This is a genomic window from Rhizobium leguminosarum (genome assembly GCF_004123835.1).
Classification (GTDB): domain Bacteria; phylum Pseudomonadota; class Alphaproteobacteria; order Rhizobiales; family Rhizobiaceae; genus Rhizobium; species Rhizobium leguminosarum_M.
Window position 1 is genome coordinate 185,945 of sequence record NZ_MZMU01000002.1, and the last position, 13,390, is coordinate 199,334.

Genomic DNA, 13,390 nt, shown 5'->3' on the forward strand with positions numbered 1-13,390 from the left:
CTTGCACCGACAAAGAAAAGGACTTGTTTGAAAGTAGGAAATTGCCATTCTCGGCGCCATCCCAAAGGAGGCCAGGATGGACCAGCTCAGCAAAACGAACGCGCCCGTACTCGAAAATTTCTGGATGCCGTTCACCGCGAACCGGCAATTCAAGGCCACGCCGCGCCTTCTGGCAGCCGCAGACGATATGTACTACACCGACATCGATGGAAATCGGGTTCTTGACGGCACGGCCGGGCTCTGGTGCTGCAACGCCGGCCACGGCCGCAAGAAGATTTCCCAGGCCGTCGAACGACAGCTTGCAACGCTGGATTATGCGCCAACCTTTCAGATGGGGCATCCGATCGCCTTCGACTTCGCCTCGAAATTGGCTGCGAACGCCCCGGGCGGCCCAGAGGCCAAGCTCGACAGGATCTTCTTCACCGGCTCGGGCTCGGAATCGGTCGATACGGCGCTCAAGATCGCCATCGCCTATCAGCGGGCGATCGGCCAGGGCACCCGCACGCGGATCATCGGGCGTGAGAAGGGATATCATGGCGTCGGGTTCGGCGGCATTTCCGTCGGCGGTCTCGTCAACAACCGGCGGGTCTTCCCGCAGATACCGGCCGACCATATGCGCCACACGCTCGACATCGGGCGCAACGCGTTTTCAAAGGGGCTCCCCCCGCACGGCGTGGAACTGGCGGACGATCTTGAGCGCCTGGTGCAGTTGCACGGCGCCGAAACCATCGCTGCGGTCATCGTCGAGCCGATGTCGGGATCGGCCGGCGTAGTCCTGCCGCCGAAGGGCTATCTGGAGAAGCTGCGTGCGACGGCCGACAAGCACGGGATTCTGCTGATCTTCGACGAGGTCATCACCGGCTTCGGGCGCCTCGGCACCCCCTTCGCAACGGATTACTTCGGCGTCGTGCCCGACCTCATCACCACGGCGAAGGGCATCACCAACGGCACGATCCCGATGGGCGCAGTCTTTGCCAGCAGGAAGGTCTATGACGGCCTGATGGTTGGACCGGAAAACGCGATCGAACTCTTCCATGGCTATACCTATTCCGGCCATCCGGTCGCCTGTGCCGCCGGGCTCGCTACTCTGGAGATCTACGAGGAGGAAGGCCTGCTGACGCGCGCATCCGACTTGGCCGAGTACTGGCAGGAGGCCCTCCATTCACTGAAAGGCCTGCCGTATGTTGTCGACATCCGCAATCTCGGACTGGTCGGCGCAGTCGAACTGGCTTCTCGTGACGGAGCGCCGGGAACCCGCGCCTACGACATCTTCGTTGACTGCTTCAACAAGGGCCTGCTGATCCGGGTGACCGGCGACATTATCGCCCTCTCCCCGCCGCTCATTATCGAGAAAGACCAGATCGACACGATTGTTTCGACACTCGGTGATGCCCTGAAGCGCGCGGCATAGATCCGCATCCCGCGTTCTGCTCCCGTCGACGATCGGACGTCTGGTCCATCGTCGACGGAACCATCCGGCACACCGAGACGGAGCTCAGCGTTTCAAGGTCTGTGACGGCAACTGGCCGAAGCGTTTCCTGTATTCTGCTGCAAACCGCCCCAGATGCGTAAATCCCCATCTGAGCGCGACGTCGGCGATGCCCTGCTTCGCGTCAGACTCGAGCAAATCGCGATGGGCGGCAACCATCCGAAGTTCATGCAGGTAGGCCATCGGGGTCGTACCCCTGAACTGCCGGAAACCCTGTTGCAAAGTCCGAACGCTTACCTTGGCTGCCATCGCGATATCGTTGAGCGAAATCGGCTCAGCGATGTGTTCCTCCATGAAGTCGATGGCCCATTTCACATGGCGTGGGGCTGGAGCCGGAGCAGGGAGCGCAAGCTCGTTCGAATAACGATGGGGGCAGGTCTCCAGAAGCAGATAGATCGCCGCGTCGCAGAGCGAACCGGCGGCCAGCGGCGAGCGCTGCAGCGGTCCGTTCCCGCTGAGGCCGCGATGGAGGCTCGAGACAAGTTGCTGGAATACAAGCCCCGGACCGGTCGTCAGATCGATATGAGGATGAAAATCGATGTCGCCGCTGATCGTTCTTTCGAACATATGCGTCAGGTGGCTGATGATCTTTGCCTGATCGACGAACAGGCCGAAATGTCGGCGTGGCCCAAACAGGCGAGCCCCCGCGGCACGACCTGCCTCAAGGATCGTGCCGCGAGCGGGAACCGAATAGATTTGCTCCCGCATGCCTTCGAAAGATGCGTTCCCTGCCATCGGTAGAAAAACGATCATCCTGTCGCTGGGCGCCTCCCGCCTGATCAGGATTGTGCCTTCGTAGGTACAGTCGGCTACGGTTACCTGTTCTCCCACGGAGACGAAATTGCAGTGGTATGCAATCGGCATATGACCTTCCGCCGCAACCTTGATCGGGGAGTTTGGCGTCGACAATATTTCCGACAGCTGATCCGCGTCTGTTCCGCTGTGCGCCGTTTCCCGAAACAACATGCTCTGCACCGCCAGCTGTCGGGCGGGGCTGCCATCGTTATGTATATGAGAATTGACGGACATTCGTGGCCTCGAAAGACGATTTACACAAGTGATAATGGATTTGTGCAATCATGTTCATCTCTTTTTTGCGTTGCCAGGGCGGTCAGCGGTAGCGGCTGATGGCGAGATCCGTCACGTCGATTTCCGGCCGGCCGCCGCTGACGAGATCGCCGATGAGCCGGGCCGAACCGGTGCTCATGGTCCAGCCGAGCGTGCCGTGACCGGTATTGAGGAAGAGGCCGGCGACCTTTGTCGCGCCGATGACCGGCGTGCCATCCGGCGTCATTGGCCGCAGGCCAGACCAGAAGGAGGCCTTGGAAATATCGCCGCCGGGGAAGAGATCGGTGACCGAATGTTCCAGCGTGCTGCGGCGGGCCAGGCCGAGATCATTGGTGTAGCCTGATATTTCAGCCATGCCGCCGACGCGGATGCGGTCACCGAGCCGGGTGATCGCAATCTTGTAGGTCTCGTCCATGACGGTCGATTCCGGCGCGCGTGACGCATCGGTGATCGGGATGGTGAGCGAATAGCCCTTGACGGGATAGACCGGCAGCCTGATGCCGAGCGGCTTGAGCAGCAGCGGCGAATAGCTGCCGAGCGCAACCACCACCGCCTCCGCGCTCATCCGCTCACGATCGGTGATGACCCCGCGCACCCGGCCGGCCTCGACATCCAGCGCCTTGATCGTCGTCCCGTAAGCGAAGCGGACGCCGAGCGCCTCGGCCTTGGCAGCCAGCGCATTGGTGAACTTGAAGCAGTCGCCGGTCTCGTCTTTCGGCGTCAGCAGACCGCCGACAATCTTCTCGCGCACGTGCTTGAGCGCCGGTTCGAAGCGGATGCAGCCGTCCCGGTCCAGCACCTCATAGGGAATGCCGTCGGCAGCCAGCGCTTTGACATCCTTTGCCGAGGCCTCCAGCTGCTGCTGCGTGCGGAAAAGCTGCAGGGTCCCCTGCATGCGTTCGTCATAGGCGATGCCGGCCTCGGCGCGAAGATCGGCCAGCGCGATGCGGCTGTAATCGGCAAGGCGCAGCATGCGGCTCTTGTTGATCGCGTAGCGCTCGGAGGTGCAGTTCGACAGCATCCTGGCCATCCAGGAGAGCATGGCCATATCGAGTTTCGGTCGCAGGACGAGCGGCGCATGTTTCATGAACAGCCATTTCATGGCCTTCATGGGAATGCCGGGCGCTGCCCATGGCGAGCAATAGCCGAAGGAGACTTCGCCGGCATTGGCAAAGCTCGTCTCCAGCGCCGGACCCGACTGCCGGTCGACGACCGTGACCTCATGGCCGGCCTTGGCCAGTTGATAAGCGGATGTGACGCCGACGATGCCGGCTCCTAGAACGATGACCTTCATGATGTTCCCAATAATGGAGCCGCCGGCTCTCAGCGATATTGCCTGTCGTAACGATCGCCCAGGCCGGTTAGGATTTCGTAAGAAATGGTGCCGGCGTCGCGGGCAACGTCTTCGAGCGTCTGATGGCGGCCAAGCACTTCGACAAGACTGCCGAAGGTCAGAGCCCCTTCAGGCAGTGCTGATATGTCGACGGTCGCGCTGTCCATCGACACGCGGCCGACGATCGGCAGGCGGATGCCCTTGAAATAGACGGCGCCGCGGTCGCTGAGGCACCGCGGCAGGCCATCGGCATAGCCGGCGGCAATGGTGGCGAGACGTGTTTCCCGTTGCGTCACATGCGCGCCGCCATAACCGACTTTCGCCCCCGCCGGCACGGTGCGCGTCTGCACGACGGCGACATTGAGGCTGACAACCGGCTCCATCGGGTTCTTCTCGCCGGCGTTTGGAGCGCCGCCATAAAGCGCGATGCCGGGGCGGGCGAGCACGCCGTGATAGGCGTCGCCCAGGAAAACGCCGCCGGAATTGGCAACGGAAATATCAAAGCCCGGAAATTCGTCGGCGATGCGGGACATCTCGGCAAACTGCTCGCCGTTCTGTTTGCTGTCCATGTCATCGGCCGAAGCCAGATGGCTCATGATGAAGAGGATTTCGACATTGCTGCCATCGCGAAGAGCCGCCGCCAGCTCCGCCCTTTCCTCCTCGGGAAAACCGAGCCGCGACATGCCGGTGTCGAATTGCAGGACGGCGGGCAGGCAGCGCTTCAGAATGCGCGCAGCCGCTGACCACTGCCGCCACTGCGCCAGCGAATTGAGAACCGGGACGATGCCCATCTCGGCGCAGGCGATCTCGTTACCCGGCTGCAAGCCGTTCAGCACGAAAATCTGGGCGTCGTGCGCAAGGGCCGGCCGGAGCCTCAAGGCCTCGACAAATTGGGCGACGAAAAAATGCCTGCAACCTTCGCCGTAGAGCGTTCTTCCGACCCGGTCAGCGCCAAGGCCATAGGCATCGGCCTTGACGACGGCCCCTGTACGGACCGGCGCCAGCATCGATACGAGCTTGCGATAGTTACGGCCGAGGGCGGCAAGATCGATCGTCAGATAGCCCGTGGCTCCCTGCGTGGTCGTCGCAGTGCGTGTGCGGGAAACCAAAATATCGCTATCCATGTCCACCCCTCTTCGATCTCAGGGAGTTTATGAAATAATGAGCGAAATTGCCGATCATTCAGTAGTTGATTATTGCATAATCTGCCTATTATCCGCATAATCGATAAAAATTTGGAATGATCCACTATGCCTGCTCTCGACGTGATCGATCGCAATATCCTGAGACTGCTGCGCCTCGATGCCCGCATGAGCAATGCCAAGCTCGCCGGCGAGATCGGTCTCTCTCCCTCGGCCTGCCTCAGGCGCATCAAGATCATGGAAAAATCAGGCGTGATCCGCGGCTATACGGTGCTGGTGGACACCGGCAATGCGGATGAGATGATCGCCGTGATCATCAACATCACCCTAGAGCGACAAACGGAGGACTATCTCGACCGCCTCGAGGCGGCGGTTCGCCGGCATCCCGAGATCCGGGAATGTTTTCTGATGACCGGCGGTTCGGACTACCTGCTGCGCGTGGAGGTTGCCAATGCCGGCGAGTTCGAGCGGATCCATAAAGAGATCCTGTCGACCTTGCCCGGTGTCCTCAGGATTCATTCCAGCTTCTCGATCCGCAATGTTCTGGCAACGCGCACGAGGGGCAGGCGCTGAACCGCGATCATCAAGTCTATATCAATTCGAGCGCCGTGGCCTTGGCGACCGCGCGGTTTTATTCCCATTCAAAATCCGGGCGACTACCGCGCGAGCGTCTGCCTGATGCCCGTAATCCCGCGGCGCAGGAAGGGGTCGGTGTGGATATAGAAGAACTGCACACCCTTCTCCAGCCAAGTAGGCAGTTCATCGGCGGTGGCCAGTGTGCCTGCAATCTTGCCTGCAGCGCGGATCTTGTCGACGGCGACCGCGACCTTCTCCATGACCGCTTCAGGGCGCGGCTCGCCGAAGGGCGGAGCCGGCGGATAGCCCATATTCTGCGAAAGATCGCCAGGTCCGATGAAGAAGACGTCGATACCATCGACCTTCAGCATCTCGTCGAGATTGTCGATGGCATCCACCGTCTCGATCATCGCCACCACCAGGCGTTTGTCGAAGTCGGACGGAAGAGCGTAACGGACGGCATCGACGACGGCGCGCGCCTGTTCGGCCGTGTCCACCATCGGGACCATGATGCCGTCAGCTCCCGCATTCAGATACCTGATGATGATCGGGCGTTCGTGCGAATGCGGCCGGACGATCGCCGCTCCGCCGACGGACCGGACGATCTGTGCAGTCATGCGCACATCGTCGAAGCTCCAGGTTCCGTGTTCGCAATCGACGAAGACGGAATCGGCGCCGAGTTCCACCAGCCGGGCTGCCAGCCCCGACGAGGAGTGATGCGGCGTATACATGGTGATCGCCTCGCCGGCCAACAGCCGGGCGCGCAACTTCGCTCCGTTCATCAATATCCTCCCAATTCTATTTTTTCGGCATATCCGGCGTATCGGACGGCGCTCCGACCCAACGCGCAATTTCGATGTCGGCGGACGTGTCCCGCATGAATGTCGGGCAGATGTGAAGCTCGGGGATCACAGCGCTCTTGTTCAGGCTGGCGCAGAGGACGATCGCACGGGCGACGTCATGAGGATCCATCATGACCGCGCGTTCCTCCTCCAGAGGGGGCCGCGCGCGATTGTCCATGATCGGCGTATTCGTCTCGCCGGGCAGGATCGTCGTCGCCCGGATCCCCTGATTGCGATAGGTGTTGTGCAGGAAGGTCATGAAGTTCTTCACGCCGGCCTTGGCCGCACCATAGGCCGCTCCACCCAGCAGGTTGGGGTTGATCACCGCGAGCGACGAGACGGTGATGATCGTTCCCTCGCCCTTGGCGATCATGTCCGGAAGGACTGCCTGGGTCAGGTTGAAGACGGCGGTCAGGTTGACGTTGATGGTGGAGGTCCACTCGGCCTCGCTCAGAAAACGCGCGTTCAGCACCTTGCTTGCGCTGCCGGCATTGTTCACCAGGATGTCGACGGGTCCGACGCTATCCTTGATCCACGTCACGGCCGCGAAGATCTCTTCACGCGTCTCGATATCGAGCGCGCGCGCGACGGCCTTGCCCCCAGCCTTTTCGATCAAGGCCGCCACCTCGCGCAGCGGCTCGATCCGCCGCCCGGTCAGCACGACGGTGGCGCCGTCCTTTGCCAGCAGCAGAGCGGTTTCGCGACCGATGCCGGAGCCGGCTCCCGTTACCAGAGCGATTTTTCCTTGAAGAAGTCCCATGGTTTTCCCCTATTCGGCTGCAGCAGCGATCGGGCCAGAATAGCCGTAAATTTCCTTCGCAGCCTTCGCCGTGATCAGGTTCTCGGAAAGATCCTGCTCGATGAGTGCAGACGAACGATCGCTCGCAGCTCCCCAACCGCCGCCGCCTGGCGTCTCGACCTCGAGGCGCTGGCCGGTCTTCAGGACCACCTTGCCCTTCGGGAACTGGGGCTTACCGTCCTTCATGACCTTTCCGGCCGATCCGCTCTGCCCTTCGACGACGCCGAAGCAGGGATGGCGAACACGCTCGGAAGCGAGGTAGATGTTCATTGGGTTCTTGCCGAGGTTCCGCAGCACGACACGCTGGCCGAGACCGCCGCGATGTTTGCCTGCTCCGCCGGAGTCCGCGATCAGTTCCTTCCGCTCCGTCAGCACGGGAACGGCAACCTCGAACATCTCGATGGCCGTTACCTTGCAGTTCGAGGGGAAACTCAGCGTGTCCAGACCGTCGAGCTTTGCGCGCGCGCCCTGCCCGCCATGGAAATTCTGGACGGAGCCATATTGCGTGCCGTCGTTGCGCTGACCAACGCAATTGGCAGCCCAGATCGGAGCGCCGCCGCTGTCGCCCATGACCTTTTCGGGCACGACGCCTTCGAGCGCCTTGAAGATCAGCGAGGGAATGACGTGCCCGATCAGGTTTCGCGAATTGCCCGCCGTCCAGTGTTGCGGATTGAGGATGCAGCCGAGCGGCGCCTCGTCGGTGATCGGGACGATGCAGCCCTCGTTATTCGGCGTCTCAGGGTCGAGCAGGCATTTCAGAGCATAGACGGAATGGGCGTAACGATAGTTCGTCCGGCAGTTGATCGAGTGCAGAACCTGGTCGGAGGTGCCGGTGTAATCGACATGGATCGAGTCGTCCTTGATGATCACCGAAGCCTTCAGCGTCACGTCGACATCGTAACCGTCGAGCAGAACCTCGGCCGCATAGCTGCCGTTCGGCCATTCCCGGATCGCCTTGCGGGTCTGCGCTTCAGAGCGGGAATGAATGGCGGTCGCCAGGCCTTCGACGTCGTCGAGACCGTACTCATCCAGGAATTTGACGAGTTCGCGGCCCATGACGTTGTTGGCAGCGATCATCGACTCGAGATCGCCGCGTACTTCGGTCGGAAGGCGGACCGACGCTTCGATGATGTCGAAGACGTCCTGGTTCGGAACGCCGGCCTTCAGCAGCTTGATAATCGGGAAGCGGATGCCTTCCTCGTAGATATCGCTCGCTTCGGAATGGAGCGGGGCGCCGCCGATATCGGGAAGATGGGCGATGGACCCGGCATAGGCGACGACCTTGCCGTTCTTGAAGATCGGCGTGATCATCGTGACATCGGGAAGATGGCCGGTGCCGATCTCCGGATCGTTGGTCGCCAGCACGTCGCCTTCTTCGAGCTTGTCTGCCGGGAATTTCGGCAGGAAATAGTTCTGGGCCGCGGCCGGGAGCGAGGTAATGAAGACGGGGATCGACCAGGTGCATTGCGCCAGCGCCCGCCCCTTGCTGTCCAGCAGGACGGTGACGTAATCGTGGTTCTCGCGGACGATCGGCGAGAAAGCCGTCTTGCCGAGGACGTTGTCGGCCTGGTCTGCGATGAAGATCAGGCGGTTCCACATGACCTGAAGGTTGATCGGGTCGTTGAAATCGGTGGCGGGTTTCGACATCTGAGTACCCTTAGCGAATGTTGATCACGAGGTTGCCATGGGCATCCACATGGAAGGCGCCGCTTGGCCCGACGACCGCAGTCGATTCACGCTGCTCGACGATTGCCGGCCCCTTGACGTCTTCGCCGACGGGAAGCTTGTAATGGTCGTAGACGGCAGTCTCGGCAAAGCCGCCGATCTCCTGGAAATAAACCTTGCGGCTGCCCTTCTTCGCGTCGGCAACGACGGTCTCGTGCGGCCGCGTGACTTGATCCTTTTCACCGCCGGCGCGCAGGCGCCAGGTGATGACCTCCAGCGGCGCGGCAACGGTACGGCCGAACAGTTCGCGGTACAGCTTGAAGAAATTGCCGCGGAGCTCACTGAGGAATTCCTCCTTCGGCAGGCTCCGGTCAGGCAGAACCACGGTGATCTCATGGCCCTGGCCGACATGGCGCATGTCGACGGTGTAGCGGTTGCTGATCGTATCCTTCGGGACGCCCGCCGCCGACACGACTTCGGCGCCCTGGGCCGAAAGCTCGTCCAGCAGACGGTTCATGGCATCCATATTCCAGGCGTCGAGTGCCATCGGATGGCTTGCGGACAGATCGACCGCCACGGGAGCGATCAACAGGCCGATCGCCGAGCTCACGCCTGCACCAGTCGGGCAGATGATGCGGGAAATGCCGAGCTTGCGGGCGATGCCATAGGCGTGCACCGGACCGGCGCCGCCGAAGGCCACCATGGGCAGCGAGCGGGGATCGACGCCGAGATCGGTCGCATGCATGGCGGCCGCCTTGCTCATGGATTCGTTGACGAGGTCATGGATGCCCCATGCGCAGCGCTCGACCGAAACCTCAAGCGAGGCAGCGAGTTTGGCCATCGCCTCGTGGGCGGCTTCCTTGGAAACTTTGAACGAGCCGCCGACGAAGGATTCGGTGCCCATATATCCGAGCAGGATGTCCGCATCCGTGACGGTCGGCTGGGTGCCGCCGCGCTGGTAGGCGGCCGGTCCGGGCATGGCGCCTGCGGAGTGCGGGCCGACGTCGAGCAGACCGAGAGAGTTTTTGGCCGCGATCGAACCGCCACCCGCGCCGATCTCGATCATCTGGATCGACTGGATCTTCAGCGGGAAACCGGATCCCTTGCGGAAGCGCTGATAATGGGCGACTTCAAGATCGGTGCCGACATTCGGCTCACCGTCGGGGATCAGGCAGAGCTTCGCGGTCGTGCCGCCCATGTCGAAGGACAAGACACTCGCCTCACCTGCCGTGCGGCCGAACTCGGCAGCGGCCACGGCGCCGGCCGCCGGGCCCGACTCGATCAGGCGCACCGGCAGTTCTGCGGCCCGCCGGCTCGGCACCAGCCCGCCCGACGACGTCATCCAGAGGACCTGGCGATCGATGCCCTTCGCAGCGAACTCACGCTGGAGATGTGCGACGTGCCCAGCCATCTGCGGCCTGGTATAGGCGTTGACAACAGTCGTCGACGCGCGGTCGAACTCACGCATCTCAGGGCAGACTTCGGAGGAGAGCGAGACGAAGATGTCAGGGTCTTCCTCGCGCAGCAGCACTGCGACGCGCTGCTCGTGCTGGGGATACTTGTAGGCATGGAGAAGGCAGACAGCAACGGAGCGGATGCCCTTCTCCTTCAGGCGGCCGGCGATTTCGCGAACCGTCTCCTCCTCGAGCTCGGTCATGACGGAACCGTCAGCTGCGATACGCTCCTTGGCGCCGAAGCTGTTTGCACGGGTAACCAGCGGGTCGGGATATTTGATGTTCAGGTCGTAGAGGTCGTAGCGTCCTTCGTTGCGGATACGCAGCATGTCCTGAAAGCCGTCGGTGGTGACGAACCCCGTCTCGACGCCCTTGCGCTCGAGAACCGCGTTGGTGACGACGGTGGTGGCGCCCAGCACCTGCAGGTTGTCGATGGCGATGTTGCCGGCGAATTTTTCCAGCAATTCGGACACACCCTGCACGACTGCTTCTGCAGGGTTCTTCGGCGTGCTCAGGACCTTGTGAAGGTGAAGGTCGCCCTTGTCGTCCAGGAGCGCGAAGTCGGTAAAGGTACCGCCCGTGTCGAAAGCCAGTTTTGCCATGTTGTCCTCGAAGCGACTGTTCGGCGCGGCAGGCGCCGCTATGCGGATCCGATGCCCGGACCCGGTGTCTGCTTGGAGGTTAGGGGAATGCCCGCCGCGTTGGCTAACACAACTACAGTCTGCCGCTATAGGGTTTGCTTATGGCGAAGCGGAGATACGCCGTCAGATCGCCGTTGCGAGGATCGGCCGCCGGCTAAGCCGGCCTGATTCCGGGGTGATGACTGCTCATGAGCTTGCCCACGACATCGAGGAGAACCGACCGCGCAGCGATGGCGGGTTCCGACAGGGGAAGATGATCGGCGACGCAAAGCGACACCGTCGCGTCGATCACCGGCTTCGTCAGCGCCCTCACCTGGGCGCCCGAAAAGATCGCCGTCTCGGTGACCACGGAAGCCGGCAGAATGGTCGATCCAAGCCCCTCGAGGACCGCCGCGCTGAGGGCCGGAACGGATTCGATTTCCGCGACGACATCAGGTGTGGCTCTCGCTCTCGCCAAGGCGTCGTCGATCAGCCGCCGCAGCAGATGTGCCTTGCTGGGAAGAAGCAGCGGGATTTCCTGGAGGGCAGAAAGGGGAAGCGGCGCGCTGCTATCCCCGGGGAGCTCAATGCCCGGCGGCGAGACGAGGAACATTTCCTCGCGAAACAATGGCTGCAGGGTGACGCCCTTGATCGGGGCAGCGGCATAGATCAGCGCCATGTCCATCTTGCCCGTCATGATCAGTTCGCTGAGGATCTGGCCGAAACTGTCATTGATGTGGACGACGATATGGGGATGCCTGGCTTTCATCTCCTTGAGGATCGGCAGCGACAAGGCGCTTGACGAGGAATAGGTCGCAAGTCCGATCGAGACGCGGCCCGCCACCGATTTGGCGGACTGATCGATGTCGACCTGCGCCTGCTCGATCTGCTTCAGCATCAATTGCGCATGCCGATAGAGGATGAGCCCCGCCTCGGTCGGCGTAATGCCGACATTGCTGCGGATGAGAAGCTTGTGCTTGAAGTGCGCCTCGAGAGCGGCAATCTGCTGCGACAGCGCCGGCTGGGCCGTCCTCAGAATGCTTGCCGCGCGCGATACGCTGCCCGTATCGACGATCTTGACGAAGCTCTTCAGTTTTCGGAAATCGACGCTCATGGCCACCGGCTTCTTGTTTCACAAAAAAACGTAAAGCCTGCGGCCGGTGGGGCGCAAGGCCCACCGGCCTCTTTGCAGTCAATACAGGTCGGCAACGGCCCGTTCGATGCGATCGCATGCCTGCGTGATCGCCTCCATCGACGTTGCGATCGAGAGGCGGAAATGAGGCGATACTCCGTAGGCGGCACCCTGCAGCGCCGCGACCCCGACGCCATCGAGCAGATAGAGCACGAAATCGAGGTCTGTCTCGATTGTCTTGCCTTCGGGCGTCTTCTTGCCGATGACACCAGCGCAGTTCGGAAACAGATAGAAGGCCCCATCCGGCACCAGGCAGGAGAGGCCGGGCACGGCGTTGAGCCGTGAGCACGCATAATCGCGGCGCTCCTTGTAGACCGCCACGCTTTCCGCGACGAATGACTGGTCCGAAGACAGCGCATAGGCGGCTGCGGCCTGACTGACCGACGACGGGCAGGACGACATCTGCGACTGCAGCTTGTTGATGGCTGCGATCAGGGCGGCCGGACCCGCCGCGTAGCCGATACGCCATCCGGTCATAGCGTAGGATTTGGAGACGCCGTTGGTGAGCAGAACACGCTCCTTCAGTTCCGGGACGGCGGCCACCAGCGTCGTCATCGGCTCGTCCTTGAACCAGACCTGGTCGTAAATGTCGTCGGAAAGCACGAGGACGTGGGGATGGCGCAGCAGCACCTCGCCGAGGGCTTCGACCTCGCTCCTGTCATATGCCGCGCCCGTCGGATTGGACGGCGCGTTGAGGATCAGCCACAAGGTCTTCGGCGTAATCGCTTTTTCCAATGCCTCCGGCGTCAGTTTGAAGCCCGCCTCCTGCGGGCATTCGACGATGACCGGCTTGCCATCGTTGGCTATGACCATATCGGGATAGGAAACCCAGTATGGTGCGGGGATGATCACCTCGGCATCGTTTTCCACGCTCGCCATCAGCGCCAGAAACAGAATCTGCTTGGCGCCGCCACCCACGCAGATTTCGTTGTCCGCGTAGCTGAGGCCGAGCCGGCGCTGGAAATCACCGATGATTGCCTTGCGCAGCGCCGGCGTGCCGTTGACCGCCGTGTATTTCGTTTCGCCCCTGTCGATAGCCGCGTGCGCCGCGGCCTTGATGTTGTCAGGCGTATCGAAGTCCGGCTCGCCGACGGTCAGGTCGACGATATCGCGGCCGGCAGCCTTCAGTTCGCGAGCCCGGGCTGCCGCAGCCGTGCTTGGCGAAATCTTGATTCTGGACACACGCGATGCAGGCACGAAAGTGCTCATT

General features: G+C 61.9%; 11 protein-coding genes. 2 read left to right on the top strand and 9 right to left on the bottom strand.

The genetic code is table 11. The features are described from left to right. Positions 1-76: 76 nt before the first annotated feature. Complete coding sequence (locus B5P46_RS02320; RefSeq protein WP_129417278.1) at positions 77-1,411, top strand: aspartate aminotransferase family protein; 1,335 nt, start codon at positions 77-79, stop codon at positions 1,409-1,411. A gap of 84 nt (positions 1,412-1,495) precedes the next feature. Here B5P46_RS02320 and B5P46_RS02325 read toward each other — a convergent pair whose 3' ends face one another. From B5P46_RS02325 to alr, 3 genes are all read right to left on the bottom strand, one after another. Further along, on the bottom strand, positions 1,496-2,518 hold the full coding sequence (locus tag B5P46_RS02325) for a helix-turn-helix transcriptional regulator (protein ID WP_129417279.1): 1,023 nt from the start codon (positions 2,516-2,518) through the stop codon (positions 1,496-1,498). An 82-nt stretch (positions 2,519-2,600) separates the two neighbouring features. Further along, a complete protein-coding gene (locus B5P46_RS02330; RefSeq protein WP_129417280.1) occupies positions 2,601-3,851 on the bottom strand; it encodes a D-amino acid dehydrogenase in 1,251 nt (416 codons plus the stop codon). A gap of 29 nt (positions 3,852-3,880) precedes the next feature. Further along, positions 3,881-5,014: an alanine racemase gene (gene alr / locus B5P46_RS02335; RefSeq protein ID WP_129417281.1), complete on the bottom strand. Its 1,134-nt coding sequence runs from the start codon at positions 5,012-5,014 to the stop codon at positions 3,881-3,883. 126 nt (positions 5,015-5,140) lie between these two features. On the opposite strand from alr, the gene B5P46_RS02340 reads away from it, so the two are divergent. Continuing rightward, a complete protein-coding gene (locus B5P46_RS02340) occupies positions 5,141-5,605 on the top strand; it encodes an Lrp/AsnC family transcriptional regulator (protein WP_129417282.1) in 465 nt (154 codons plus the stop codon). A gap of 83 nt (positions 5,606-5,688) precedes the next feature. Here the strand turns inward: B5P46_RS02340 and B5P46_RS02345 are convergent, their stop codons facing one another. The 6 genes from B5P46_RS02345 to B5P46_RS02370 all read right to left on the bottom strand — a co-directional run bounded on the left by B5P46_RS02345 (position 5,689) and on the right by B5P46_RS02370 (position 13,389). Further along, complete coding sequence (locus B5P46_RS02345) at positions 5,689-6,390, bottom strand: HpcH/HpaI aldolase family protein (RefSeq protein ID WP_129417283.1); 702 nt, start codon at positions 6,388-6,390, stop codon at positions 5,689-5,691. 16 nt (positions 6,391-6,406) lie between these two features. Beyond that, positions 6,407-7,210 carry an SDR family oxidoreductase gene (locus tag B5P46_RS02350; RefSeq protein ID WP_129417284.1) on the bottom strand — a complete coding sequence of 268 codons (804 nt, stop codon included), beginning with the start codon at positions 7,208-7,210 and terminating at the stop codon, positions 6,407-6,409. Positions 7,211-7,219: 9 nt separating this feature from the next. Further along, the gene (locus tag B5P46_RS02355; protein WP_129417285.1) at positions 7,220-8,896 is read right to left on the bottom strand and encodes a hydantoinase B/oxoprolinase family protein; all 1,677 of its coding nucleotides are present in this window, start codon (positions 8,894-8,896) and stop codon (positions 7,220-7,222) included. Positions 8,897-8,906: 10 nt separating this feature from the next. Then, entirely contained in the window at positions 8,907-10,970 is a 2,064-nt protein-coding gene (locus B5P46_RS02360; protein WP_129417286.1) for a hydantoinase/oxoprolinase family protein, read from the bottom strand. A 193-nt stretch (positions 10,971-11,163) separates the two neighbouring features. After that, positions 11,164-12,102 (bottom strand): nitrogen assimilation transcriptional regulator NAC, encoded by a 939-nt coding sequence (nac, locus tag B5P46_RS02365; RefSeq protein WP_129417287.1) that lies wholly within the window; start codon positions 12,100-12,102, stop codon positions 11,164-11,166. Between the two features lie 78 nt (positions 12,103-12,180). Continuing rightward, the gene (locus tag B5P46_RS02370; RefSeq protein WP_129417288.1) at positions 12,181-13,389 is read right to left on the bottom strand and encodes an aspartate transaminase; all 1,209 of its coding nucleotides are present in this window, start codon (positions 13,387-13,389) and stop codon (positions 12,181-12,183) included. Between the last annotated feature and the right edge of the window lies 1 nt (position 13,390).

Coding starts and splice junctions, on each gene's coding strand:
- B5P46_RS02340 (WP_129417282.1), top strand. CDS start 5,141: ATGCCTGCTCTCGACGTGATCGATCGCAATATCCTGAGACTGCTGCGC.
- alr (WP_129417281.1), bottom strand. CDS start 5,014: ATGGATAGCGATATTTTGGTTTCCCGCACACGCACTGCGACGACCACG.
- B5P46_RS02325 (WP_129417279.1), bottom strand. CDS start 2,518: ATGTCCGTCAATTCTCATATACATAACGATGGCAGCCCCGCCCGACAG.
- B5P46_RS02370 (WP_129417288.1), bottom strand. CDS start 13,389: ATGAGCACTTTCGTGCCTGCATCGCGTGTGTCCAGAATCAAGATTTCG.
- B5P46_RS02350 (WP_129417284.1), bottom strand. CDS start 7,210: ATGGGACTTCTTCAAGGAAAAATCGCTCTGGTAACGGGAGCCGGCTCC.
- B5P46_RS02360 (WP_129417286.1), bottom strand. CDS start 10,970: ATGGCAAAACTGGCTTTCGACACGGGCGGTACCTTTACCGACTTCGCG.
- B5P46_RS02330 (WP_129417280.1), bottom strand. CDS start 3,851: ATGAAGGTCATCGTTCTAGGAGCCGGCATCGTCGGCGTCACATCCGCT.
- nac (WP_129417287.1), bottom strand. CDS start 12,102: ATGAGCGTCGATTTCCGAAAACTGAAGAGCTTCGTCAAGATCGTCGAT.
- B5P46_RS02355 (WP_129417285.1), bottom strand. CDS start 8,896: ATGTCGAAACCCGCCACCGATTTCAACGACCCGATCAACCTTCAGGTC.
- B5P46_RS02345 (WP_129417283.1), bottom strand. CDS start 6,390: ATGAACGGAGCGAAGTTGCGCGCCCGGCTGTTGGCCGGCGAGGCGATC.
- B5P46_RS02320 (WP_129417278.1), top strand. CDS start 77: ATGGACCAGCTCAGCAAAACGAACGCGCCCGTACTCGAAAATTTCTGG.